This window comes from Rheinheimera marina (assembly GCF_042654345.1).
Taxonomy (GTDB): Bacteria; Pseudomonadota; Gammaproteobacteria; order Enterobacterales; family Alteromonadaceae; genus Pararheinheimera; species Pararheinheimera marina.
In genome coordinates this window covers 311254-335608 of record NZ_JBHSGB010000017.1, presented here as the reverse complement: position 1 = coordinate 335608, position 24355 = coordinate 311254, and the positions used below count along the sequence as shown (strand labels likewise).

Here is a 24355-nt window from a genome sequence, read left to right as displayed (position 1 = left end):
TTTTTGCCTTACCCTGCTGAATGTCAGTTATTTGTCAGGTTTCAGCATGCAACAAGCCAAGCAGTTATTGTCCCGCCTTGACCCGGAAGTATTGTCTTATGCCAAAGGGGTGGGCACCCCACTGCTGATTATGGCTGCGTTGGCGATGGTGGTATTGCCTTTACCGCCAACGCTGCTGGACATTCTGTTTACCTTCAATATTTCGCTGGGTCTGGTGGTGCTGCTGGTGACTGTGTATACCCGCAAACCGCTGGACTTTGCCATTTTCCCTACGGTGATCCTGGTTGCCACTATTTTGCGGCTGACGCTGAATATCGCCAGTACCCGGGTGATCCTGCTGGAGGGCCATAACGGGCCCGATGCCGCAGGTAAAGTGGTGGAAGCCTTTGGTGAAGTGGTGATTGGTGGTAACTATGCGGTCGGTATAGTGGTGTTCGCTATTCTGGTGATCATCAACCTGATGGTCGTGACCTCAGGTGCGGCCCGTATCTCTGAAGTGACTGCACGTTTTACCTTAGATGCGATGCCTGGTAAGCAGATGGCGATTGATGCTGACTTAAACGCTGGCTTTATTGACCAGGATCAGGCCCGTAAACGCCGTCAGGAAATTGGCGATGAAGCTGATTTTTACGGCTCAATGGACGGTGCCAACAAGTTTGTCAAAGGCGATGCGATGGCCGGCCTGGTCATTATCGCTATCAACATCATCGGCGGCCTGGTGATCGGCATTTTGCAACACGACCTGACCTTTATGAATGCGGTGCAGATTTACACCATGCTGACCATTGGTGACGGCCTGGTGGCACAAATTCCTGGTCTGTTGTTGTCCATCGGTACCGCCATCATTGTGACCAGACAAAATAAAGATTCGGATATGGGCGGCCAGATTGCCGAGCAATTCAGCAATTTCAAAGTGTTGGTGGTGGCAAGCGCCATTATGTTCATTATGGGGATTGTCCCCGGCATGCCGCACATCGCCTTTCTGACGCTGTCTGCGTTAATTGGCGGCGCGGCCTATTACCTGTACCGGCAGGCGAACCCCAAAGAAGGCACTGTGGTGGAACCCCGTAAAACTGATGTGGTGCCGGGCAACGAAGTGGCTCCGGTCAAAGAAATCAGCTGGGACGACGTGCATCCGGTCGACACCATTGGCCTGGAAGTGGGTTACCGGCTGATCCCGCTAGTGGATAAAACCCAAGGCGGCGAGCTGCTGAACCGTATTAAAGGCGTGCGTAAAAAACTATCGCAGGAGCTGGGTTTCCTTATTCCGGCCGTGCATATCCGCGACAATCTGGACCTGGAGCCCAATACCTACCGTGTCACCATGATGGGAGTGACCTCCGGGGAATCTGAACTGCGTCATGACAACGAACTGGCGATTAACCCGGGTCAGGTATTTGGTACTGTCAAAGGGATAGCCACCAAGGACCCGGCCTTTGGGCTGGAAGCGGTATGGATTGCTAAAGGCCAGCGTGAGCATGCCCAGACCCTGGGGTACACCGTGGTGGATGCCGCGACTGTGGTCGCCACCCATTTAAGTCAGATCCTGACCAATAACGCAGCCCAGCTGCTGGGGCATGAAGAAGTACAAAACCTGCTGGACATGCTGGCAAAAAGCTCACCCAAGCTGGTGGATGCCCTGGTGCCGGAAACTATGCAGCTGACGGTGGTGGTGAAGGTGCTGCAAAATCTGCTGCATGAAGGTGTGCCTATCCGCGACATGCGTACCATAGTGCAAACACTGGTGGATTATGGTGGTAAGAGTCAGGATGTTGACGTTTTAACTGCGGCCTGTCGGGTGGCCTTAAAACGACTGATTATTCAGGAAGTGGCGGGTAGTGCGGCCGAAGTGCCGGTGATCACCTTTGCGCCTGAGCTTGAGCAAATGCTGCATCAGTCCATGCAGTCCGGTGGCAGCGATGGTTCCGGCATAGAACCTGGCCTGGCGGAACGTATCCAGCAGTCACTGGCAAGTGCTGCACAGAACCAGGAATTGGCGGGGGAACCTGCAGTTTTACTGACCTCCGGCATTTTACGATCAGTGATGGCACGATTCGTGAAATACAGTATTCCAGGACTACGGGTATTGTCCTATCAGGAAATCCCGGATAACAAACAAATCCGCATTGTCAGTGTGGTCGGTCAGTCGAATTAGGAGTTGAGCCATGAAAATTAAACGCTTTGTTGCCAAAGATATGCGTACTGCGCTGACCGAAGTGAAAGAGTTTTTAGGGCCAGACGCCATTATTTTGTCGAACAAAAAGGTAGCTGGCGGTGTCGAAATTGTTGCCGCTATCGACCCGGACGCCGCACCAGTCAAGACTTCGCAAGAGCCTGTGCCTGAACAGGTAGCCAAAGCAAACTCAGGCTCTCGCTTGAACATTAAAGTGGACGACGACGAAGAAACTACGCCGGTCGATTCACTGCAAGCCTTGTTGGCCCGTCAAATCAGTAAGCAGCCAGCCGCCACGGCTACTGCCAATAAACTGACACAGGCAAAAGCGGCTATGCAGAACAATCCGTTGTTTTCGGCTAAAAATCAACCAGTTGCGTCTTCTGAGCGTCAAAGTTCCGCTATGGCGGGTTTTAACATGTCAGAACTGACCAAATACCAGGAGCAACAGGCTCGGCTGATGCAGCAGCAAATGGATGCACTGCGTCATGAGATGCTGTCGATGAAGCAACTGCTGACTCACCAGGTGTCTGGTTTGATGTGGCAGGACTTAGCGCGACGCGAACCAATGCGTGCTCTGGTGATTGAAAAACTGCGCGACATGGGGTTGTCTGAAGCTGCTTCTGATCAAATCGCCTGCTTCATGCCGGAAGATATCAGTGACGCTGAAGCCTGGGACAGCGCGCTGGAGTTGTTAACTGGCCAGCTGATCACCACCAATGATGACATTATGCGTCGTGGCGGCATTGTGGCTTTGGTCGGACCTACCGGGGTAGGTAAAACCACTACTGTTGCGAAACTGGCTGCGCAATTTGCCAAACGCCATGGTGCCGATCAGGTGGCGCTAATTACCACTGACAGTTTTCGTATTGGTGCCTTCGAACAGCTGGCAACGTTCGGTCGCATCATCGGCTGTCCTGTGAAGCAAGCCAAAGACGCTGATGAACTCGCGATGCTGCTTTCCCAGATGCAACAGCGCAAATTAGTCCTGATAGACACCGCAGGAATGAGTCAACGTGACGTACGCCTTGCTGAAAAACTTGCATCTTTAGTGCATAATTCACGTGCCAAAATAAAGAGTTATCTGGTATTGTCTGCGACATCACAGGCCCGCGTGATGCAGGAGACCGTGGAACACTTCAAACGGATCCCGCTGTCGGGTTGTATTTTCACCAAACTTGATGAATGCTTAAGTTTGGGGGAAATCATTAACGTCGCGATCCAGAACGCCCTGCCTGTCAGCTACCTGACCAACGGCCAACGCGTACCGGAAGACATTGAAATGGCAGATGCCAAGGCACTGGTCGCGCAAGCAGAACAATTGCGGATCTCCAACAGTAGTACGGGTTATCAGTGGTACAACGAGACAACCCGGATGGATGGAACCTATGCCTAATCTTCAGATAAATGACGATCAAGCCAGTGGTCTGAGACGAATGAAACAACAAATAATCAAAGTCATCGCGATAACAGGTGGGAAAGGCGGCGTTGGTAAGACCAACGTGTCGCTGAATCTGGCGATGGCCATGTCGCAGCTCGGCAAAAAGGTGCTGGTGCTGGACGCCGACCTGGGGTTAGCCAACTGTGACGTGATGCTGGGACTGCGGGTTGAGAAAAACCTGTCTCATGTCTTATCCGGTGAAGCAGAACTGGACGATATCCTGATTGAAGGTCCATTCGGAATTAAGATAGTGCCTGCGACTTCAGGTACTCAATCCATGACCGAGCTGAAACCAGCCGAACATGCAGGCCTTATTCGTGCGTTCAGTGAAATGCGTACCCGCTTTGATGTGTTGCTGGTGGATACTGCTGCCGGTATCTCCGATATGGTCCTGAGCTTTTCCCGAGCTTCACAGGATGTGCTGGTGGTGGTCTGTGACGAACCTTCATCTATCACCGACGCTTATGCACTGATGAAAATCTTGAGCCGTGAACATGGCGTGCAGCGTTTCAAAATTGTCGCCAATATGGTGCGTTCACTCAAAGAAGGGCAGGAATTGTTTGCCAAACTGAGCCGGGTAACGGACCGGTTTTTGGATGTGACGCTGGAACTGGTTGCCACCATTCCCTTTGATGAGAACGTACGCAAAGCGGCACGTAAACAAAAAGCTTTTGTCGAAGCTTTTCCGAAGACACCGGCCTCATTGGCCATCCGAACCTTGGCTACCCGTGCTGTACAATGGCCAATTCCACCCGTCGCCTCAGGTCATCTCGAGTTTTTCTTAGAACAATTGGTGCATCAGCCTGAAGCACGAGGTTTGGTTTGAACAGTAAACTCGCGGCCTACGGTGCTGCTGATCAACTGAGTCGCCTGGTGGAGCAACATGCTCCACTGGTCAAAAGAATTGCCTACCATTTACTCGCCCGTTTACCTGCCAGTGTTCTTGTCGACGATTTGGTTCAAGCCGGTATGATTGGCCTGATTGAAGCCGCTAAGAACTTTGATGGCAGCAAAGGGGCCAGTTTCGAAACCTTTGCTGGTATCCGTATTCGTGGTGCCATGCTTGATGAAATTCGCCGAGGTGACTGGACACCCCGTTCAGTCCACCGCAATTCCCGCATGATTGCTGAAGCCATTGCAGAACTGGAAGGTCAGTTAGGCCGGGACGTCAAAGATATTGAAGTTGCTGAAAAGCTTGATATATCTTTAGAGGAGTATCATCATATGCTCAGTGACGCCAGCAGCGGTCGGATCATCGGTATCGAAGATCTTGGCATCTCGGAAGATGTGCTGGTGACGGCAGACGACACTGATGATGATCATCTGTACGAACAACAGGCAAACGATGCGTTTCAGCAAGCGCTGATTAAAAATATCAGTAGCCTGCCGGAGCGGGAAGCGATAGTGTTGTCACTGTATTATAATGACGAGCTCAATTTGAAAGAGATTGGCGCCGTTTTGGATGTCAGCGAGTCACGGGTTAGTCAGATTCATAGTCAGGCATTGGTGCGGCTTCGCTCCCGAATGCAGGATTGGTTGTAATAGTTTGGGTGCCTTAAATTGGGCGCTCACCGGAGGGGACTTTGGATAAGAACATGAAGATTCTTGTGGTTGACGATTTTTCAACCATGAGACGGATCATCAAGAACCTGTTAAGAGACCTGGGTTTCACCAATGTGCAGGAAGCTGACGATGGCAGCACTGCATTACCCATGTTACAAAACGGCGACTTCGATTTTGTCGTCACCGACTGGAACATGCCAGGAATGCAAGGTATCGACTTGCTCCGCGCTATCCGTGCCGACGGCAAACTGAAGCATATCCCTGTATTGATGGTGACTGCGGAAGCCAAAAAAGAACAAATCATTGCGGCAGCTCAGGCAGGGGTTAACGGCTACATTGTCAAACCATTTACTGCTGCTACTTTACAGGAAAAGCTGGCCAAAATCTTCGAACGTCTGGGTTAGCCGGTAACTGACAAAGGAGTACACCATGTCTGTACCTACGGCACCTCTGATTTCGCTGGAGCAGGCGCGTGAACTGGTTCAGCTACTGGAGATGGGCGAAACTGATGCTGCAAACCAGATGGTACAGCAACTGGCAGTGCCAGGCTCTTCTGAATTATTTGCCGAGGTCGGCAAGCTGACCCGGCAGTTACACAATTCATTGACAAGCTTTCAGGTCGATCCCTCACTGAACTCCCTGCTGGAAGAAGACATTCCAGACGCCAAAATGCGCTTGAATCACGTCATCGACATGACTGAACAAGCCGCAAACAAAACGATGGATGCCGTCGAAAACTGCCTGCCTATTGCCGACGAGTTAAATAATAAACTTCAGGCTATTATTCCTGTCTGGCAGCGACTGATGACACGGGATATGAAAGTTGGCGAATTCAAAAGCCTGTGCCATAACCTGGATGGGTTTCTGCATTCGGCTTCCGGTAATTCTTCGACACTGCATCGTCTGCTAACCGAAGTATTAATGGCTCAGGATTATCAGGATTTGACGGGTCAGATCCTGCGTCGTGTGATTGAGCTGGTCAGGGAAGTTGAGACCAGCCTGATCGGTTTGTTGACCGCATTTGGTCAAACAAATTTACCTGTTGAAGAACGTCCTGCTGTAGTTAAAAAGGCCAAAGCAGGTCATGAGGCTGAAGGTCCTATTATTGATAAGGAAGGCCGTGATGACGTGGTCTCCGGTCAGGATGATGTGGACGATTTATTATCAAGTTTAGGTTTCTAAGAAGAGGTGCTGTGGCATGGGCTTTGATTTAGATGAGGATATTTTACAGGATTTCCTAGTCGAAGCCGGCGAGATCCTCGAACAGTTGCAAGAGCAACTGGTTGAGCTGGAAAACAACCCGGATGACGCCAACTTACTCAATGCAATTTTCCGTGGTTTCCACACCGTTAAAGGTGGGGCTGGTTTCCTTTCGCTGACTGAATTGGTTGACGCCTGTCATGGCGCCGAAAACGTCTTCGATATTTTGCGTACAGGCAAACGCCGGGTGACGGCTGAGCTGATGGACGTTATTTTGCAGGCACTGGATGCCGTCAATGCAATGTTCGTCAACGTGCAAAACCGCGAGCCTTTAGTTCCTGCAGATCCGGCCATTATTGATGCATTGCACCGATTGAGTCTGCCCGAAGGGGAAGATGAAGGTCATCATGCCGAGCCAGTCGCTGTGGCAGCACCTGAACCCGAACCTGAAATCAGTATGGAAGAATTCGATGCAGTTGTTGGCTTCGCCGATGGTAGCCCGGCTGCGAGTTCAGCCGGTGGTTCCATTGATGAAATCAGCGACGATGAATTCGAGTCGTTGCTGAATGAGCTGCATGGCAGTGATGGTGCGCCAGGCCGTGATGCCAAATTGCCACCGCCTGCGACCACTGAGCTTGCCAGCGAGGACATTACCGACGATGAGTTCGAGGCTATTCTCGATCAGCTGCATGGTAAAGGCTCCTTTGTTCCGGGAGAAGCGGCAGACGAAGCTCCAGCGGCAAAAGCGCCTGAAGCTAAAGCTCCAGCGGCTAGCGGTGGCGATGACATCTCGGATGACGAGTTTGAGAGTTTGCTGGATCAGTTGCATGGCAAAGGAAACGCGCCAGCAGCCAAAGCTGAACCGGTAAAAGCAGCACCAGTTAAAACGCCTGCCAAAGCGGAACCAGCGAAACCTGAGCCGGGCAAAGCAGAGCCTGCCGCGGCAAAACCTGTACTGGCTGCGGCCAAAGAAGGTGATGCTGAACGTAAAGAAGCAGCTCAGGCAGAAACCACTGTGCGGGTGGACACCAAGCGACTGGACCAGATCATGAATATGGTGGGTGAGCTGGTACTGGTGCGTAACCGTCTGGTTAGCCTGTCGGCCTCTTCACAAAACGAAGACATGAGTAAAGCCATCTCCAACCTGGATGTGGTGACCGCTGACCTGCAAGGTGCGGTAATGAAAACCCGCATGCAGCCAATTAAGAAAGTCTTTGGCCGTTTCCCTCGGGTTGTTCGCGATTTAGCCCGCTCTTTGCAAAAAGAAATTAATTTAGAGCTGGAAGGCGAAGAAACAGATTTAGATAAAAACCTGGTGGAGGCTTTGGCCGATCCTCTGGTTCACTTGGTACGTAACTCAGTGGACCACGGGATAGAAATGCCGGATGTCCGGGTGAAGTCAGGCAAGCCGAGAACCGGCCAGGTCAAACTGGCCGCTGCTCAGGCAGGTGACCATATCCTGTTGACCATTCAGGATGATGGTGCCGGTATGGATCCGGAGAAACTGAAGTCTATCGCGATCAAACGTGGCGTGTTAGACCCGGATGCAGCCACCCGTATGTCAGACCAGGAAGCCTTTAACCTGATCTTTGCCCCAGGCTTCTCCACCAAAGAGCAGATTTCAGATATTTCCGGTCGTGGTGTGGGTATGGACGTGGTGAAAACCAAGATCACCCAACTGAACGGTACTGTCACTATTCACTCGAAACTGGGTCAAGGCACTCTGCTGGAAATTAAGGTGCCATTGACTTTGGCAATCTTGCCAACCCTGATGGTGATTGTTGGTCAGCAGACCTTTGCGTTGCCGCTGGCGACCGTCAGCGAAATTTTCCATCTGGACCTGTCCAAAACCAACAACGTCGATGGCCAGTTGACTATTGTGGTACGGAACAAAGCCATTCCGCTGTTCTACCTCGAGCACTGGCTGGTGAAAAACTCCAACAAGAAACTGCGTCGTGAGCAGGGGCATGTCGTGATACTGCAACTGGGCACCCAACAAGTGGGTTTTGTGGTGGATTCGTTGATTGGTCAGGAAGAAGTGGTGATCAAGCCGCTGGATAACCTACTGCAAGGGACTCCGGGTATGGCGGGTGCCACTATTACCTCCGACGGTGGTATTGCACTGATTCTGGATGTACCGAATCTGCTGAAACATTATGCGAAGCGTTCGAAAATCAAGTTTGACCGTTTTGATAAGTTCTCAGCCTAAGAGGGTCCTGTATGGCCATTCGGGTTTTGATTGTTGACGACTCCAGCTTTTTCCGTCGGCGCCTGAGCGAAATTATCGGTCAGGACCCGGAGCTGGAGGTTATTGCCACTGCCAATAATGGCAAGGAAGCTGTGGAAAAGGCGGTTGCATTGCGGCCTGATGTCATCACCATGGATATTGAAATGCCTGTGATGGATGGCATTCAGGCGGTGCGCGAAATCCTCAAAACCCAGCGCACACCGATCCTGATGTTTTCGTCCCTGACACATGAAGGGGCAAAAGCAACGCTGGATGCTCTGGAAGCCGGTGCTATCGACTTTCTGCCGAAGAAATTTGAGGACATTGCCCGCGATAAAGCTGAAGCCATTGAATTACTGCGCCAGCGTGTGAAAGCGGTGGCCCGGCGGCGCGCAATCAGCAGGCCGTCCAGTAGCCCGCCGCCAGCGGCTACCCCGTCATTTTCTGCGCGCCCGACCCCAGCAGCTGATAATAGCCGTGCCAGCCTGGCGCAGTCCTTTGCTGCCAGGGCTTTAGCTGAACGTGCTGAACTGGCGCAAAAAGCACAGGATAAAGCGGAAAGCCGCGGTAGTTTCAGTGCCAGCGGCAAAAGTTATAAATTGGTTGCGATAGGTACCTCCACCGGTGGCCCTGTTGCACTGCAACAAATTATCACCGCGTTGCCGGCTAATTTCCCGTTACCCATAGTTTTGGTGCAGCATATGCCTGCCGCCTTCACCGGAGCTTTTGCCAACCGATTAAATGCATTGTCGAAAATCGAAGTGCGTGAGGCTCAAGATAATGATGTGCTAAAACCTGGTGTGGCCTATCTGGCACCTGGTGGTAAGCAGATGCTGGTGGATGGTAGCGAAAGCCAGGCGAAGCTGCGTATTCGCGAAGATGATTCGCCCCGTATCACCTTTAAACCCAGTGTCGATATTACCTTTGGCAGTGCCGCCAAAGTATTCACTGACAAGGTGCTGGCTATTGTTCTGACGGGTATGGGATCAGATGGCAGGGAAGGTTGTCGATTGTTGAAGCAGCTGGGCTCGAGAGTTTGGGCTCAGGACGAAGCCAGTTGTGTGGTGTATGGCATGCCGCAAGCAGTGACTGCTGCGGGTTTAACCGATGTGGAAGTGGCTTTGCCTGATGTAGCCGGACGCATTCTGACCGAAACAGGTCATGGATAAACTCAGTTTTGTCGGCATTGTGCTGGCGTCGGTTGCAATTTTAGGCGGCTTTAGTCTGGAAGGCGGTGAGGTGCTGCAACTGTGGCATGCTCCCGCTTTTTTTATTGTGATGGGTGGTACTTTAGGCGCTGTGATGCTGCAAAGTCCCTGGGCGCAATTTAAGCAGGGCATGCAGCTGTTGCTGTGGGTGGTCCGGCCGCCAAAGATGGATTTTACCGACAGTATTTACCGAATCTCTGAATGGGGCCATGCCGCGCGTTTGCATGGTTTTTTGGCGCTGGAGCAGGTGGCTTTCGATGAAGAGCAGCCGCTATTAAAACGCGGGTTGAATTTGCTGGTCGATGGCACCGAAGCGGATTTGTTGCGCGATATTCTCGATACAGAACTGCACCTGGACAACGACCGCTTGCAGCGTGCCAGCCGGGTTTATGACGCCATGGGTGGCTACAGCCCGACCATTGGCATCGTCGGTGCCGTGTTGGGGCTGATTCTGGCGCTGGCAGACATCTCTGACCCAACGGCGTTAGGTCAGGGTATTTCGACTGCTTTTGTCGCCACTATTTATGGGGTAGGTTTTGCCAATCTGTTGTTTATCCCTGTTGCTAATAAAATACGCGCTATTCTGGAAGAACAACTGTTGTACCAGGCCATGTTGATTGAAGGGTTATGCTCTATAGCCCGTGGGGAGAACCCACGTACAGTGGAGCAAAAGCTGCTGGCTTATAAGGCTGACTGATATGTACAGGCCGCGTCAAAGTGCAGTGCAACATAATGATAAAACGGGCGCAGAACGCTGGTTGATTTCCTATGCTGACTATATGACCCTGTTGTTCGCGCTGTTCGTGGTGCTGTTTTCCTTATCCAGCTTAAAGAAAGAGCAAATTGAAGCCATCAGCCAGACCTTGGCAGGGCTGTTCGCCGCAGCGCAGCAAGGTGGGAGCAGCCTGCAGCCAACAGGCGATGCGCCTGTTGAGGCCACACCTGAGGTGCAGCCGATCGAGCTGAATGCGACTGGACTGGAACCGAACGCAACGGGGCCAAGCCTGTTGGCGCAAAGTTCAGAATTACAGCCGCTGGACGAGAGCCGCCGGGGTAGTCCACTGGTTGAGCTTGAAACCGAGATGCGCCAGAGCCTGAAAGAGTTAACTGAAAGTGGCCTGGCCAAAATACAGCGCAATGACGATTGGCTGACCATCGAACTGAGTAGCTCCATGCTGTTCAGCAGCGGCAGCGCCACGCCCAACAACTCGGCGAGAACTGTGATGCAGGCCTTGACGGAGCTGCTGCAGCGTCACCAGAATTATCTGCGGGTGCGTGGGTATACAGACTCTGAGCCTATTCACAACGAGCTGTTTCCATCGAACTGGGAATTATCCGTGGCAAGGGCTACTGCGATTTTACGGCTGTTGCAGGATTTTGGCATCAATCCAGGACGTTTGGCGGCAGAAGGTTACGGCCAATATTCTCCTTTTGCCGACAACAGCGATGCGAAAGGACGGGCCGAGAATCGCAAAGTCGTGATTGCCGTCTCGCGGTTTGCTTATCAGGCGCCTATGCAGAACGAGCCTGAAGCTACATCTGTTCCTCAGGACGCGACAGTCGGGTCCGGCGCGGCAGTACAAGAGCCTGAAGACGTGCGGATCCGCGTGATCCGGTTGCCGCACGGCGGAATTCGAATCAGCACCCGGCCACCGGAGCCGGGCGAGGCCGAAGAGCCTCCAACAAAGTAGGAAGATTAAAGTGGTAGTCTGGACTATAGCGAATCAAAAAGGTGGAGTAGGTAAAACCACCTCAACAGTGACTTTAGGTGCCTTATTGGCTGAGCGTGGCTACCGTGTGCTGCTGGTGGACACCGACCCGCACGGCTCGTTGACCTACTACTTTGGCATTGATGCGGAAGAGCTTGAAGTCAGTGTTTATGACATTTTCCTGCGCGGTAAAGACATCAGCAAAGAAGAAATCCTGCAATCACTTTGCCCAAGCAGTGTGAAGAACCTTGATATTCTGCCGACCTCCATGGCCCTGGCCACCTTGGACCGCTCCCATGGTCAGCAGGGCGGCATGGGCTTGGTGTTAAAGAAAGCGCTGCAAAAGATTGAAGATGAATACGATTATGTGTTGATCGACTGTCCGCCCGTAATTGGGGTGCTGATGGTCAATGCAATGGCGGCATGTGACCGCATTCTGATCCCGGTGCAATGTGAATTTCTGGCGCTTAAAGGTCTGGACCGGATGATGGCTACCATGCAACTGATGCACAGCTCAACGCCGCAGGATTACGCTTTTACCATAGTGCCGACTATGTACGACAAGCGCACCAAAGCGGCGCTTGAAGCCTACAAAGCATTAAAAGCTCAGTATGGTGAGCGGGTCTGGTCGGCCGTGATCCCGATTGACACCAAATTTCGCGACGCCAGCGTGGCGCAAACGCCACCGCCGGTGTTCGCGCCCAAATCACGAGGTGTGTTCGCCTACAATACCTTGCTGACTTATTTACTTCAGTTGACCCCGGAGGACTGAGATGAGCGATTTGCAAGCCAGTTCTAAGGTAATGAAACACTATCTGAAAGCCTTGCTGACAGAAGATGACGTTCCTGCAGCTCCGGTACTGCAGGAGGAGAAAAAGCAGCAACTGAATGAACTGTTGGCGCCTGTGTCGGCCCCCGTGATTGCCAAGGCGCCGCCTGTGGCTGCACCAGCACCTGCTGCTCCTGTTGCTGCGGTCGTTAAAGTGGTTACACCGCCCGTCAGTAAGCCGGCACTTGTGCCAGCAGCCCCTGTTCCTCCAGTCAAGGTAGCGACAGCGAAAGCGTACCGTAATGGGCGTTTTCAGGCGCTGTTTTTCTCTGTCGCCGGATTAAAGATTGCGCTGCCGTTAAAAGAGCTGGGAGGCATTCACAAAATTGCTCCGCTGAAGTCACTGCCTGGTCAACCAGCCTGGTTGCAAGGGGTGATGCTGTATCGCGAACAGAAAATTAATGTAGTGGATACGGCACAATGGGTGATGCCGGAAAAATACGACAACCAATTGCAGGAACAGCTAAACTATCAATACGTTATTATGCTTGGGAATAGCCATTGGGGTTTAGCCTGTGATACCTTGGTGAACACAATCGCGCTGGAACAAGATGATGTGAAATGGCGTGAGAACGAAGGAAAAAGGCCCTGGTTGGCCGGTCTGATAAAACAACATATGTGTGCTTTGCTGGACGTCGATGCGATGATCGAATTGCTGGCAAAAGGCTTAAACAGTCAGTAGTCTGACAACAGTTTTGAATGAATCTTGGGTAGGAGCTCTGCATGAGTAATTTAACGGCGACCGCAAAAGCCAAAGACGTCTCTGACATTGTATTGCAGTGGGTGACTTTTAAACTGCAGGAAGAAACCTATGGCATTAATGTGATGCAGGTGCAGGAAGTATTACGGTACACCGACATTGCGCCAGTGCCGGGTTCGCCTGATTACGTGCTGGGTATTATTAATCTGCGTGGTAACGTGGTAACAGTCATTGATACCCGTGCCCGTTTTGGCCTGGTTGGCGCAGAAATCTCCGACAACACCCGTATCGTCATTATTGAAGCTGAGCGCCAGGTGATTGGCATTCTGGTCGACAGCGTGGCAGAAGTGGTGTACCTGAAGCAATCCGAAATTGATACAGCTCCAAATGTAGGTACAGATGAAAGTGCCAAGTTTATTCAGGGTGTGTCTAACCGCGAAGGCGAGTTGTTAATTCTGGTTGACCTGAACAAACTGTTGTCTGACGACGAATGGGAAGAGATTAGTTCGATCTGATGCTGGACTCTTTTCCCTTATCAACCTGGTACGGATTGGCGGCAGTTGCCGTCATTCTGTTATTTGCCGTAGTACTGGCTTTTGCAGCTGCGCGGCAAAACCGCAAGTTGCTGGCCATTATTAATGAAAATGCGGCTGCCAGCTGGCAACAGCAGCAATTGCTGGAGCAACTGCAAACACAACTGCAAAAGCAGCAGCAACAAAACCAGGCGGAAATTGAAGAGCTGCGTACCACCGTCATTGGCGTTGGTCAGCGCGTATTGTCTCTGGAAAGCATGTTGCGGGAAAGCCGTCAGCAACTGGAGCAGGTGGCCGAGCAACAACAGTCCTTTCAGTTGTTTGACCCCGAATCCAAGATATACAGCCGTGCGATGAAAATGGTTCAGCTGGGGGCCAGCCTGGACGAAATTATGCGCGAGTGCGAATTGCCCTTGGCAGAAGCGGAACTGCTGTTTAACTTACATAAACAATCCCAATAAGTCATTCTTTCTAATCCTGCTTTCCTTTGTGCTGACAATTTAAGCAAAGGTGCTTCAGTTTCAATTCAGCCTGTGCTTTTTATGCTGCGGTGCAATCAGAGTTTCTGCTACCATCAGCAGCAGATCCACCTGAACTGCATCAACTGAATGGACCCTTTCATGATTAAAGTATTGAGTGTGTTTGGCACCCGCCCTGAAGCCATCAAAATGGCGCCTCTTGTCAATCTGTTGAAACAAAGCGAAGGTATTGACAGCAAAGTCTGTGTGACCGGACAACATAGAGAAATGCTGGATCAGGTGTTAAAGCTGTTTGATATTCAGCCGGATTATGATTTGGCCATTATGAAAGCTGGCCAGGATTTGTATGACGTTACTACCAGTATTCTGTTAAACATCAAACCGGTGTTACGCGAGTTTAAACCAGACATAGTGTTAGTGCATGGCGATACCAGTACCACCTTCGCTGCAGCTTTGGCCTGCTACTACGAAAAAATAGCCGTCGGGCATGTGGAAGCCGGTTTGCGGACAGGCAATATCTACAGTCCCTGGCCGGAAGAGGCGAACCGTAAGCTGACCGGCGCGCTGACTAAGTTGCATTTTGCGCCAACAGAAACCTCGCGACAGAATCTTCTGAATGAGCACACTAACCCTGCTGGCATTGTGGTGACTGGCAATACGGTGATTGATGCCTTACACCAGGTGGTGGCTAAGATTGACGCAGACAGCGCACTGGTCGCCCGTTACGAACAGCTGTTCCCATTTGGTCTGAATGGCCGCCGCTTAATTCTGGTGACAGGTCACAGGCGCGAGAGTTTCGGTTCAGGGTTTGAAAACATTTGTGCTGGTCTGAAGCAAATTGCTGAACAATTTCCGGACGCAGATGTGGTGTACCCGGTGCATTTAAATCCAAATGTACGTGAGCCGGTGTTTCGCCTGTTGAGCGGCACATCCAATGTACATCTGATTGAACCGCAAGACTACCTGCCATTTGTCTATCTGATGAGCCGCAGTTATCTGGTGCTGACCGACTCAGGTGGTATTCAGGAAGAGGCGCCGTCCTTGGGCAAGCCTGTGCTGGTGATGCGTGATACCACCGAACGCCCTGAGGCTGTTGCTGCAGGTACAGTGAAGTTGGTCGGCACGGATACTGCTGTGATTGTGGCAGAAGTCAGCAAACTGATGACTGACAAAGCCTATTACGAGCAGATGAGTTTTGCCCACAATCCCTATGGCGATGGCAAGGCCTGTGCCCGAATTGTCGCCACCATCAAACAACAGATTTGATGGTGGAATCGGTACTGAAACAGCCTACATGTCAGGCTGTTTTGGTTAAGATTGCGGCCGTTGTTCACAAGTTTTTACTCGCCCTGACTTGATGAACAGGGTAAACTTCGCAGTCTTCTTTTTCGGTCAAATGACAGACGGGGCAGGATAGAAACCCCGCAGTGAAGCCAAGTATTAATGGAGCAGGTAGTGTTAAAAAAGTTGCTGAAATTCGCGGTCAGTAGTGTGTTGGTGCTGTGTTTTACCTCACAAGCTGCTGTCACGCCTTCTCCCGCCATGATGGCGCAGTTTAAGAACTTATCTAAATCAGAGCAGCAGCGTCTGATGCGCCAAATGGGTATGAACGCGTCGGATTTGACTGGACAGAGGCAAAACACGTCAGGCTCTGCAGTGCAGGACGATAGCAATCTGAATGCCAACTACTTGAATATGCAGGCTGACGTTGAGGGGCTGCAAAAAGGCGATAAAAACAAAGTTGAGCGTTTTGGCTTAAGTTTGTTTAAACCGAAAGCCTATCTGGAGCAAGTGAATAACGCCAATGTGCCAGTGCCGGATTCTTACCTGCTGGGGGCCGGTGATGAACTGCTAGTCCAAGTGTTTGGAAAGCAGAACTTTACAGAACAAGTTCAGGTGGAACGTGATGGCACCATTAGTCTTCCTGAGTTGGGCCAGGTTGTGGTCGCCGGACTGACCTTTCCTAAGGCAAGACAGTTAATTAGCGAACGAATTAAGAGCCAGCTGATTGGTGTTGATGTTGCCGTCAGCATGGGCGAACTGCGCACTATTACCGTGTTTGTGGCCGGCGAGGCAAGCAAACCTGGCAGCTACAATATTCCAGCATTATCCAGTATTACGCAGGCCTTAACCGCAGCAGGTGGGGTTTCCGATATTGGTTCCTTGCGGAAAATTGTGGTTAAACGTGGCTCCTCAACCGTCACAGAGTTTGACCTGTACAACTTACTGTTAAAAGGCGACGCATCCTCAGATGTGCTTTTACAACACGGTGACGTGGTTTTTGTAGCTCCTGTACAGTCCACTGCTGAAGTGGCAGGGGAAGTGCAGCGACCTGCATTGTACGAAGTCAAGACAGGCGAAACTATTGCTCAGTTATTGGCGATGGCAGGCGGAGCCAAAGCAGGTGCTTATACCCAAAGTGCTGTACTTGAACGCATTAATAGCGACAACCTGCGTACTCTGCAGAATCTGGACCTGACCAAAGAAAGCACAAAACTGGAACCTGTGCGCTCAGGTGATGTACTTCGTTTGGGTTCTACCTCACCGCGTTTTGAAAATGTGGTGACTGTGGCTGGCGCTGTGGCGCGTCCTGGTCAATATGCCTGGCGTGATGGCCTGCGGGTCACTGACTTGATTGGCTCATTCTGGTCAGATTTGCATCTGACTGCTGATTTGGATTATGCGCTGATTGTCCGTGAAGTCAGCCCTTTGGGCGATTTGAAAGTCATTCAGTTCAATCTTGGTGAAGCGGTCAATCAGCGTGGGTCGGTGCAAGACCCAGTGCTGCAAGCTCGTGATACCATTCTGGTGTTTCACTACGAAAATAACAGTTATCAGCGCGCTGAACTGAATTCGTATTTCAAAACACGAGCGAAAGAAGCAAACATTATTGAAGATGAACCTGCCTTCGCCAACTCAGCCCGTGCTGAAGGTGCGACCCAGCCCTATGCCTCCAGAACTGAGGAACAGGATAAAGATTCTTTAGAGAACGAGACGCTGACAGAACAGGGGTTTTTATTGCTGACTGAACAGAATAAACAGCGTCAGAATAACTTTCAGCAAGCCGAAGAGTCACTAAGTAAAAAACGCCAATGGTTATTGGCTGAAGTCAGCACCTTCTTTGCTGGTGTGTTGACGGACCCTGATTTACTGAAAAAGACGCCTCATTTAAATCGTACTGAGCTGTTGTATCCGGTGCTGCAGAAGCTAAAGGCCCGCAACAGTTACAGCAATGGTTCGCGGGTCGTCTCCGTGCTTGGCGAAGTCAAAGTGGCCGGTGAATACCCCTTGGCTGAGCATTCAACAGTCCGTGATTTAGTCACTGCGGCTGGCGGGTTAAAAGAAAGTGCTTATCTGGAACGCGCTGAATTAACACAGGCGTACACCGATGATTCAACCGGTGATTTGCAGGTCAAACACCAGAACGTGAATTTGGTGCACGAGCTGCAGACTGGGCAAGGTCAAATGCTAAATCCACGGGATCGTCTGACTGTGTTTACTATTCCGAACTGGAATATTGAACGTCAGGTGATGTTAACTGGCTTCGTGCGGTTCCCTGGGGTGTACACCATTCAGCAAGGTGAAAAATTGTCCAGTGTACTGGCGAGGGCGGGCGGACTGAAACCTGATGCCTTTGCCGAAGGTGCGGTCTTTACCCGTAAGCAAACCCGAGAACGCGAAAGTGAACAGGTACAAAAACTGGCGCAGCAGTTGCGTACTGATATCGCTGCCCGTTCCTTGACTCCAGAGGGGACAGGGGTTGCACCGCAGGACGCCCTGATGATGATTAACGAAATCGAAAAAGTGAAACCTGTAGGCCGGATGGTGATTGACTTGGACGGTTTGCTGAAAGCAGACAGCGAGTTTGACATGGTTGCCGAAGATGGTGATGAGCTTTATGTGCCGTCCAGAAGCAGCTCCATTGCCGTGGTTGGTGAAGTGCAACATGCGTCGAGTCACAGATTCAAAGCAGGCAAATCCATTGAGGATTACCTGTCGTTAGCCGGTGGTTTCCGCAAACGCGCAGACGAAGAGCGGGTTTATGTGATTCGAGCGGACGGTTCAGTATTTATTCCTGATCAGTCTGGTTGGTTTGCCGTGCAAAAGACTGAATTGAAAGCGGGCGACACCATTGTGGTACCGCTGGACACTGAATACAAAGACACCATGTCGCTTTGGACGCAAATCACTCAGATCTTCTATCAGAGTGCTGTTGCATTGGCTGCAGTGAACAGTTTCTGACGGGGTTTTTGAGATGAATCAAGTAACTACTTCTGTGCAGGCGGCTGATGAAATCAGCCTGCCAGAATTACTGGCCGATTTATGGCGTCTGAAATTCTGGTTTGTTGGGTTGGGTTTTGTGTTCTCAGCGCTGGCCGTTTTCTATTCTCTGCAACTGCCCAATCAATACAAATCTGAGACAGTGCTTTATCCGGTTCAACAGCAAGGTGGTGCAGGGCTGGCGGCTTCATTGGGTGGCCAGTTAGGTGGCTTGGCTTCGATGGCAGGCCTGAACCTTGGCAGTAAAGAAAACAAAACTGCGCTTGCTTTGCAAATCCTCAATTCACGTGTTTTTTTTGAAAAACTGTCTGAAAAATACAACATGCTTGTGCCTTTGATGGCCGCTGAAGGTTGGGATCGGGACAGCAATACCCTGTTGATCAACCAGGAATTGTATGACAGTTCAGCAAAAAAATGGGTCCGCCAGGTTGCTGCGCCATTGACCGCTGAGCCTTCGATGGAAGAAGCCTTTGTGCGTTTTAAAGACATTCTGCAGGTCGATCAGGACAAAGCGACCTCTATGGTCCGGGTTGGTATTGAATTCGTTTCGCCGGAGCTTGCTCAGCAATGGGTAAAAGCAATAGTGACTGAGTTAAATGCGGAAATGCGCCACCGGGAGTTGTCAGAAGCTGAACGAGCCATTAGTTATCTGAATGAGCAGTTGGAAAAGACTTCCTTACAGGAAGTACGTAGCGTGATGTATGACCTGATTGAAGAGCAGACCAAAACGCTGATGCTGGCCAATGTGCGGGAAGAATATATGTTTCAGGTGGTAGACCCTGCCCCTTATCCACAATTAAAAAGTGGGCCTAAACGTGCTTTCATTGTGATTTTTGCTGCTCTTGGCAGCATAGTGATCATTATATTGTTTTCCGTATTTCGTCTTGTCATGCGCAAGAGCTGAGTTTCGGTATAGGACATTCAACGTTGAAGAAAATTTTAGTGACAGGTGGAGCTGGTTTTATCGGCTCTGCGTTATGCCGTTATATTGTTGACCAAACACAAGACACAGTGCTCAATCTGGATAAACTGACTTATGCGGGCAATCTGCAATCGCTGAACAGCATAGCCAGTTCAGACCGGTATCAGTTTGTCCAGGCTGATATTTGCGATGCGCAAGCGGTGACCAAAGCACTGACTGAATTTCAGCCGGATGTTGTCATGCATTTGGCTGCAGAAAGCCATGTTGACCGCTCTATCGACGGCCCTGCAGCCTTTATTCAAACCAATATTGTCGGTACCTATACCTTGTTGGAATGTTGCCGGGCCTATTGGCAGCAGCTCGATGCTGACAAAAAGCAGGCATTTCGCTTTCACCATATTTCGACCGACGAAGTTTATGGTGATTTGCACGGCACCGAAGATCTCTTTACGGAGACGACACCCTACGAACCCAGTAGCCCGTATTCTGCAAGTAAAGCCAGTTCGGACCATTTAGTTCGTGCCTGGCATCGTACCTACGGCTTCCCCGTGCTGGTAACTAACTGTTCAAATAATTACGGTCCTTACCATTTTCCAGAAAAGTTAATTCCGCTGATGATCCTTAACGCACTGGCCGGTAAACCTTTGCCTGTTTATGGCAAAGGCGAGCAGATCAGGGATTGGCTCTATGTTGAAGACCATGCACGGGCACTTTATACAGTGGTCACACAAGGTGCCGTCGGCCAGACCTATAACATTGGTGGCCATAACGAAAAGAAAAACATCGACGTGGTTCGCAGCATTTGTGCATTGCTTGAAGAGCTGGTGCCAGAAAAACCAGCAGGGCTAAAACAGTACAGCGACCTTATTACCTATGTGACCGACCGACCTGGCCATGATTTCCGCTATGCGATTGATGCAAGCAAAATTGAGCGGGAGCTTGGCTGGACGCCGCAAGAAAGTTTTGAGTCAGGGCTACGCAAAACCGTTGAGTGGTTTGTATTGCATCGGGATTCTTGGTTGGCAAGGAATTAAGATGGGACTGCGCACGGGAATACAAAAATCGCTGGAAGCGCGTTTGGGCAACAAAGCTATTGCTTGTTTGGCATCCGTTATCGTTTTACCTTTAATGGTTGTACGGTTATGGTTAAAGGCGCAGACTGTTGCTGCTCAGGTCAAAATACCTGATTTAGACCAGACAAAACTAAAAGCACTACTTGAGAAACAGTGTCCGATACCCAGAGAAGAAGCGGTAATCGCCTATTCAAACCCTCCTTCACTTGCACTCTCGGTGATTATGCCTGTCTATAACTCGGCTGCCTATTTGCACCAAACGGTGATGTCCGTCCTGGAACAACAGACAAACCATCAGTTTGAATTGATTTGCATCAACGATGGTTCGTCAGATGAAAGCGGCTCTCTGTTACAGGATTTAAGCAACGATTCTCGCGTTGTCGTTATCCATAAGGTAAACGGCGGCATTGCCAGAGCTAGAAATACAGGTCTGGAAGTGGCTCGAGGGCGTTGGATTATGTTTTTAGATTCAGATGATTTATTAGTTCCCGGGGCAATAGATCTCATGATGCAACGCGCGTTGCAGGAAGATGTCGATATCATTGCTGCAAACTTCTTTAGTTTTTCTGATCTAGCTTATCCTGGTTTTAGCCCACTGGGTTCTGAGCTCTTCCATGTAATGGATTCAGTTGGTGCCTATTCACAGATAAAAGATGGTTTTCCTTGGGGAAAACTGTATCGACGAGAGCTTTGGCGAAACGTACGCTTTCCTGCTGGTTATCAATTTGAAGACAGTATTATTAAGACTTTGTTATTCCCGATGGCCGATCGTATTGCGGTGACAGAAGCTGCTGTTGTCGGTTACCGAGTGCATCAGAAGTCGATTACAAGCACTCTTAACAAAAGTCCAAATGCTGGCGTTTTTGTATTATGGCTGGTCGATAAATTGATTTCCGAGTATCAACGACTTGGTTTGTCAAAAGACATTGTGTTTAGCCAAATGGTTGTACAGCATTTAACGCGTTATCTTACAATCAGATTGCAACACATGCCTATGTCAACGCTAAGTGCAGTGTTTGCTTATGCACGTAACAGCGCGCAGAGCTTGAACGTGAACGATTTTTCAAATCACTATGAACAGAATGCTTGGAAGGCATTGGTTCGTGGACGATTTGCGCATTGGTATTTTTATTCGTCATTAGCCAGTTTGGGGCGGTAACAAGGGTCTGTTATGAAAGGTATTATTTTAGCTGGTGGGTCAGGGACGCGACTTTACCCAATTACTAGGGGAGTGTCTAAGCAACTACTCCCAGTCTACGACAAGCCCATGATTTATTATCCGCTTTCCGTCTTAATGCTGGCTGGCATTCGCGATATCTTGGTGATTACCACTCCCGAAGACCAGGCGTCATTTCAACGCTTGCTTGGCGATGGCAGTTCTTTTGGTATTCAGCTGACTTACGCGGTCCAACCAAGGCCCGATGGACTGGCTCAGGCCTTTATTCTGGGGGAGTCATTTATTGGCAATGACCCCGTATGCCTGATCCTGGGCGACAACATTTTCTATGGACAAGGGTTTAGCCCCAAGCTGAAGCAAGTAGCGGCAAGAGAGAATGGGGCTACAGTGTTTGGCTACCGGGTGCAGGACCCTCACCGATTTGGTGTGGTCGAGTTTGGCAGCCAGAATGAAGTGTTGTCCATTGAAGAAAAACCAGAGCAGCCGAAATCCAATTATGCAGTCACCGGCTTGTACTTTTACGACAACGATGTAGTCGACATTGCCAAGTCCATAAAGCCATCGGCTCGCGGAGAGCTTGAGATCACCTCAGTGAATCAAGTGTATTTGCAACAAAACAAACTGAATGTGGAGTTATTGGGCCGCGGTTTTGCCTGGCTGGACACCGGAACTTACGATTCGTTAATTGAAGCGGGCAGTTATGTTCAGACCATTGAAAAACGTCAGGGCTACAAAATTGCGTGCCTGGAAGAAATCGCCTATCGGAATGGCTGGTTAAGCAAAACCGAGCTGCATCAACTAGCAACCGGCTTAAGTAAAAATAGCTACGGTGAGTACCTGTTTAATCTGTTGCGGGACGAAAAATGAGTTTGTTTCAAATCATTCACTTTAAACGGATCGCCGATGAACGTGGCGCCTTGGTAGCGCTTGAACAGCATAAAACGGTGCCTTTTGAGATTAAGCGCGTCTATTACTGTACAGGTCTGAATCCAAAGTTTGAACGTGGCTTTCATGCCCATCACCAGATCCAGCAACTGGCGGTCTGTGTTACTGGCAGTTGCGTGATGGTGTTTGATGATGGCGTGACACGCGAAGAGTTTCGTATGGACAGTCAGGACAAAGGCGTGCTGATCCCGCCGATGATGTGGCACGAAATGAAAGACTTCAGTCAGGACTGCGTGTTTCTGGTATTAGCCAGCGATGTTTATGATGAAGCCGACTACATTCGGGATTACCCGACCTTCGTGCAACTGTCGACACAATTAAGGAAAAGCGATGTTTATTCACCCGCTAAGTGATGTGCAGTCGCAGCAGATTGGAGAAGGCACCCGGGTCTGGCAATTCAGCGTGGTGCTTCAGGGCGCAGTCATTGGCAAGAACTGTAATATTTGTGCACATACGCTGGTGGAAGGCGATGTCGTGCTTGGTGATGACGTCACCGTTAAGTCCGGCGTCTATTTATGGGACGGCCTGCGGGTTGAAGATCGGGTGTTTATTGGCCCTTGTGCCACGTTTGCCAACGACAAGAAGCCGCGTTCGAAACAGTATCCGGAGCAGTTTCTGACCACAGTGTTAAAGCAAGGGTGTTCGTTAGGAGCGAACTGCACTATTTTACCTGGCGTGACTATTGGGCGAAATGCCATGGTTGGAGCCGGGGCTGTCGTAACAAGAGACGTGCCAGACAATGCGGTGGTGGTGGGCAATCCTGCTCGAATTATTAAGTATGTAGAGTAATCATGGTCAATTTTCTCAATTTAAAAGCTATCAATGCCCAGTACCGTGAAGAGTTAGTCCAGGCCTGTGCCGAGGTGATCGATTCTGGCTGGTATATTCAGGGTAATTATCTGAACCGTTTTGAACAGGACTACGCAAACTGGAACGGCTCAGGCTTCTGCATTGGTGTGGCCAATGGCCTGGATGCCCTGGTGTTGGTGTTAAAAGCCTGGAAAGAGCTTGGTAAATTAAAAGCGGGCGACGAAGTCATTGTTCAGGCCAATACCTACATTGCATCTGTACTGGCCATTACAGAGAACGATTTGGTGCCCGTATTAGTTGAGCCTGATCCCAATACATTCAACCTGAATGCAGCCACTATTGAAGCGGCTTTAACTGAACGAACCAAAGCAATTTTGCCGGTGCATCTGTACGGTCAGGTGTCTCCAATGCCAGAAATTATGGTATTGGCAGACAAATACCAACTGCTGGTACTGGAAGATTGTGCACAGTCTCATGGCGCTATTGTCGCTGGTAAAAAGGCTGGTAGCTGGGGCCATGCAGCTGGCTTTAGCTTTTATCCGGGCAAAAACCTGGGGGCTTTGGGCGATGCAGGTGCGATCACCACCGATGATGCTGAATTGGCAAGTTGCCTCAAGGCTCTGCGGAATTATGGTTCGCACAAAAAGTACGAAAACCTGTATCAGGGGCAAAATAGCCGGCTGGACGAAATTCAGGCGGCCATGCTGAGTGTCAAACTGAAGTATTTGGATGCGGAAACAGCGGTCAGGCAAAAAATAGCAGCAAGGTATCTGGAAGCTATCCAGAATCCTTTGGTGCAACTGCCTTGGCTGCCATCCGCTGAGCAGCATGTCTGGCATTTGTTTGTGGTTAAAACAACAGTACGCAGCGCCTTACAGCAGCACTTGGCCGATCGTGGCATTCAGACACTGATTCATTATCCAATCCCTCCGCACAAGCAGCAGGCTTACGCAGAGTGGAACTCAATGTCATTGCCGGTCACCGAAGCCATTCATGAACAAGTGCTCAGTCTGCCTTTAGATCCGACAATGACTGATTCTGATATTCAAGCAGTTATCGAAGCTGTAAATAGTTTTAATCGCTAA

The 24355-nt window shown here is 50.3% G+C and carries 23 protein-coding genes; all 23 read left to right on the top strand.

All coding sequences use genetic code 11. The features are described from left to right. Positions 1–46 precede the first annotated feature (46 nt). The 23 genes from flhA to ACFO3I_RS17760 all read left to right on the top strand — a co-directional run bounded on the left by flhA (position 47) and on the right by ACFO3I_RS17760 (position 24355). A complete protein-coding gene (flhA, locus tag ACFO3I_RS17870) occupies positions 47–2155 on the top strand; it encodes a flagellar biosynthesis protein FlhA (protein WP_377336390.1) in 2109 nt (702 codons plus the stop codon). Positions 2156–2165: 10 nt separating this feature from the next. Continuing rightward, on the top strand, positions 2166–3569 hold the full coding sequence (gene flhF / locus ACFO3I_RS17865) for a flagellar biosynthesis protein FlhF (RefSeq protein WP_377336388.1): 1404 nt from the start codon (positions 2166–2168) through the stop codon (positions 3567–3569). After that, on the top strand, positions 3562–4440 hold the full coding sequence (locus ACFO3I_RS17860) for a MinD/ParA family protein (RefSeq protein WP_465269152.1): 879 nt from the start codon (positions 3562–3564) through the stop codon (positions 4438–4440). The genes flhF and ACFO3I_RS17860 overlap by 8 nt, the downstream gene beginning before the upstream one ends. Next, complete coding sequence (locus ACFO3I_RS17855; RefSeq protein ID WP_377336383.1) at positions 4437–5156, top strand: RNA polymerase sigma factor FliA; 720 nt, start codon at positions 4437–4439, stop codon at positions 5154–5156. Before ACFO3I_RS17860 ends, ACFO3I_RS17855 begins: the two co-directional genes overlap by 4 nt. 53 nt (positions 5157–5209) lie before the next feature. Then, complete coding sequence (gene cheY / locus ACFO3I_RS17850) at positions 5210–5581, top strand: chemotaxis response regulator CheY (RefSeq protein WP_465269151.1); 372 nt, start codon at positions 5210–5212, stop codon at positions 5579–5581. A gap of 25 nt (positions 5582–5606) precedes the next feature. Beyond that, positions 5607–6359: a protein phosphatase CheZ gene (locus ACFO3I_RS17845; protein WP_377336380.1), complete on the top strand. Its 753-nt coding sequence runs from the start codon at positions 5607–5609 to the stop codon at positions 6357–6359. 16 nt (positions 6360–6375) lie between these two features. Continuing rightward, entirely contained in the window at positions 6376–8586 is a 2211-nt protein-coding gene (locus ACFO3I_RS17840) for a chemotaxis protein CheA (protein ID WP_377336378.1), read from the top strand. Positions 8587–8597: 11 nt separating this feature from the next. After that, positions 8598–9773: a protein-glutamate methylesterase/protein-glutamine glutaminase gene (locus tag ACFO3I_RS17835; protein WP_377336376.1), complete on the top strand. Its 1176-nt coding sequence runs from the start codon at positions 8598–8600 to the stop codon at positions 9771–9773. Next, positions 9766–10509, top strand: a complete 744-nt coding sequence (locus ACFO3I_RS17830) for a flagellar motor protein (RefSeq protein ID WP_377336374.1) — start codon at positions 9766–9768, stop codon at positions 10507–10509. Before ACFO3I_RS17835 ends, ACFO3I_RS17830 begins: the two co-directional genes overlap by 8 nt. 1 nt (position 10510) lies before the next feature. Beyond that, positions 10511–11503 (top strand): OmpA family protein, encoded by a 993-nt coding sequence (locus tag ACFO3I_RS17825; protein WP_377336372.1) that lies wholly within the window; start codon positions 10511–10513, stop codon positions 11501–11503. A gap of 10 nt (positions 11504–11513) precedes the next feature. Further along, positions 11514–12293 carry a ParA family protein gene (locus tag ACFO3I_RS17820; protein ID WP_377336370.1) on the top strand — a complete coding sequence of 260 codons (780 nt, stop codon included), beginning with the start codon at positions 11514–11516 and terminating at the stop codon, positions 12291–12293. Between the two features lies 1 nt (position 12294). Beyond that, positions 12295–13032, top strand: a complete 738-nt coding sequence (locus ACFO3I_RS17815; protein WP_377336368.1) for a chemotaxis protein CheW — start codon at positions 12295–12297, stop codon at positions 13030–13032. A gap of 41 nt (positions 13033–13073) precedes the next feature. Then, a complete protein-coding gene (locus ACFO3I_RS17810; protein ID WP_377336366.1) occupies positions 13074–13565 on the top strand; it encodes a chemotaxis protein CheW in 492 nt (163 codons plus the stop codon). Next, positions 13565–14044 carry a DUF2802 domain-containing protein gene (locus tag ACFO3I_RS17805; RefSeq protein ID WP_377336364.1) on the top strand — a complete coding sequence of 160 codons (480 nt, stop codon included), beginning with the start codon at positions 13565–13567 and terminating at the stop codon, positions 14042–14044. The genes ACFO3I_RS17810 and ACFO3I_RS17805 overlap by 1 nt, the downstream gene beginning before the upstream one ends. A gap of 159 nt (positions 14045–14203) precedes the next feature. Further along, complete coding sequence (gene wecB / locus ACFO3I_RS17800) at positions 14204–15328, top strand: non-hydrolyzing UDP-N-acetylglucosamine 2-epimerase (protein ID WP_377336362.1); 1125 nt, start codon at positions 14204–14206, stop codon at positions 15326–15328. Between the two features lie 189 nt (positions 15329–15517). Then, positions 15518–18304, top strand: coding sequence for an SLBB domain-containing protein (locus ACFO3I_RS17795; RefSeq protein ID WP_377336360.1), 2787 nt, complete (start codon positions 15518–15520; stop codon positions 18302–18304). 13 nt (positions 18305–18317) lie between these two features. Continuing rightward, positions 18318–19247 (top strand): Wzz/FepE/Etk N-terminal domain-containing protein, encoded by a 930-nt coding sequence (locus tag ACFO3I_RS17790; protein WP_377336358.1) that lies wholly within the window; start codon positions 18318–18320, stop codon positions 19245–19247. A gap of 23 nt (positions 19248–19270) precedes the next feature. Further along, positions 19271–20299, top strand: a complete 1029-nt coding sequence (rfbB, locus tag ACFO3I_RS17785; protein ID WP_377336356.1) for a dTDP-glucose 4,6-dehydratase — start codon at positions 19271–19273, stop codon at positions 20297–20299. Continuing rightward, on the top strand, positions 20181–21497 hold the full coding sequence (locus ACFO3I_RS17780) for a glycosyltransferase family 2 protein (RefSeq protein ID WP_377336628.1): 1317 nt from the start codon (positions 20181–20183) through the stop codon (positions 21495–21497). The genes rfbB and ACFO3I_RS17780 overlap by 119 nt, the downstream gene beginning before the upstream one ends. Before the next feature lie 12 nt (positions 21498–21509). Next, on the top strand, positions 21510–22382 hold the full coding sequence (gene rfbA / locus ACFO3I_RS17775) for a glucose-1-phosphate thymidylyltransferase RfbA (protein WP_377336354.1): 873 nt from the start codon (positions 21510–21512) through the stop codon (positions 22380–22382). Continuing rightward, a complete protein-coding gene (locus tag ACFO3I_RS17770; protein WP_377336352.1) occupies positions 22379–22813 on the top strand; it encodes a sugar 3,4-ketoisomerase in 435 nt (144 codons plus the stop codon). The genes rfbA and ACFO3I_RS17770 overlap by 4 nt, the downstream gene beginning before the upstream one ends. Next, positions 22791–23249 carry an acyltransferase gene (locus ACFO3I_RS17765; protein ID WP_377336350.1) on the top strand — a complete coding sequence of 153 codons (459 nt, stop codon included), beginning with the start codon at positions 22791–22793 and terminating at the stop codon, positions 23247–23249. Before ACFO3I_RS17770 ends, ACFO3I_RS17765 begins: the two co-directional genes overlap by 23 nt. A gap of 2 nt (positions 23250–23251) precedes the next feature. Continuing rightward, entirely contained in the window at positions 23252–24355 is a 1104-nt protein-coding gene (locus ACFO3I_RS17760; protein ID WP_377336348.1) for a DegT/DnrJ/EryC1/StrS family aminotransferase, read from the top strand.

What these genes read in the sequence shown, in the direction of transcription:
- ACFO3I_RS17780 (WP_377336628.1), top strand. Translation starts at nt 20,181, where the DNA reads ATGCAAGCAAAATTGAGCGGGAGCTTGGCTGGACGCCGCAAGAAAGTT.
- ACFO3I_RS17790 (WP_377336358.1), top strand. Translation starts at nt 18,318, where the DNA reads ATGAATCAAGTAACTACTTCTGTGCAGGCGGCTGATGAAATCAGCCTG.
- ACFO3I_RS17860 (WP_465269152.1), top strand. Translation starts at nt 3,562, where the DNA reads ATGCCTAATCTTCAGATAAATGACGATCAAGCCAGTGGTCTGAGACGA.
- cheY (WP_465269151.1), top strand. Translation starts at nt 5,210, where the DNA reads ATGAAGATTCTTGTGGTTGACGATTTTTCAACCATGAGACGGATCATC.
- ACFO3I_RS17825 (WP_377336372.1), top strand. Translation starts at nt 10,511, where the DNA reads ATGTACAGGCCGCGTCAAAGTGCAGTGCAACATAATGATAAAACGGGC.
- flhA (WP_377336390.1), top strand. Translation starts at nt 47, where the DNA reads ATGCAACAAGCCAAGCAGTTATTGTCCCGCCTTGACCCGGAAGTATTG.
- ACFO3I_RS17845 (WP_377336380.1), top strand. Translation starts at nt 5,607, where the DNA reads ATGTCTGTACCTACGGCACCTCTGATTTCGCTGGAGCAGGCGCGTGAA.
- ACFO3I_RS17840 (WP_377336378.1), top strand. Translation starts at nt 6,376, where the DNA reads ATGGGCTTTGATTTAGATGAGGATATTTTACAGGATTTCCTAGTCGAA.
- ACFO3I_RS17830 (WP_377336374.1), top strand. Translation starts at nt 9,766, where the DNA reads ATGGATAAACTCAGTTTTGTCGGCATTGTGCTGGCGTCGGTTGCAATT.
- ACFO3I_RS17805 (WP_377336364.1), top strand. Translation starts at nt 13,565, where the DNA reads ATGCTGGACTCTTTTCCCTTATCAACCTGGTACGGATTGGCGGCAGTT.
- ACFO3I_RS17810 (WP_377336366.1), top strand. Translation starts at nt 13,074, where the DNA reads ATGAGTAATTTAACGGCGACCGCAAAAGCCAAAGACGTCTCTGACATT.
- flhF (WP_377336388.1), top strand. Translation starts at nt 2,166, where the DNA reads ATGAAAATTAAACGCTTTGTTGCCAAAGATATGCGTACTGCGCTGACC.
- ACFO3I_RS17765 (WP_377336350.1), top strand. Translation starts at nt 22,791, where the DNA reads ATGTTTATTCACCCGCTAAGTGATGTGCAGTCGCAGCAGATTGGAGAA.
- wecB (WP_377336362.1), top strand. Translation starts at nt 14,204, where the DNA reads ATGATTAAAGTATTGAGTGTGTTTGGCACCCGCCCTGAAGCCATCAAA.
- ACFO3I_RS17760 (WP_377336348.1), top strand. Translation starts at nt 23,252, where the DNA reads ATGGTCAATTTTCTCAATTTAAAAGCTATCAATGCCCAGTACCGTGAA.
- ACFO3I_RS17835 (WP_377336376.1), top strand. Translation starts at nt 8,598, where the DNA reads ATGGCCATTCGGGTTTTGATTGTTGACGACTCCAGCTTTTTCCGTCGG.
- ACFO3I_RS17770 (WP_377336352.1), top strand. Translation starts at nt 22,379, where the DNA reads ATGAGTTTGTTTCAAATCATTCACTTTAAACGGATCGCCGATGAACGT.
- ACFO3I_RS17815 (WP_377336368.1), top strand. Translation starts at nt 12,295, where the DNA reads ATGAGCGATTTGCAAGCCAGTTCTAAGGTAATGAAACACTATCTGAAA.
- rfbA (WP_377336354.1), top strand. Translation starts at nt 21,510, where the DNA reads ATGAAAGGTATTATTTTAGCTGGTGGGTCAGGGACGCGACTTTACCCA.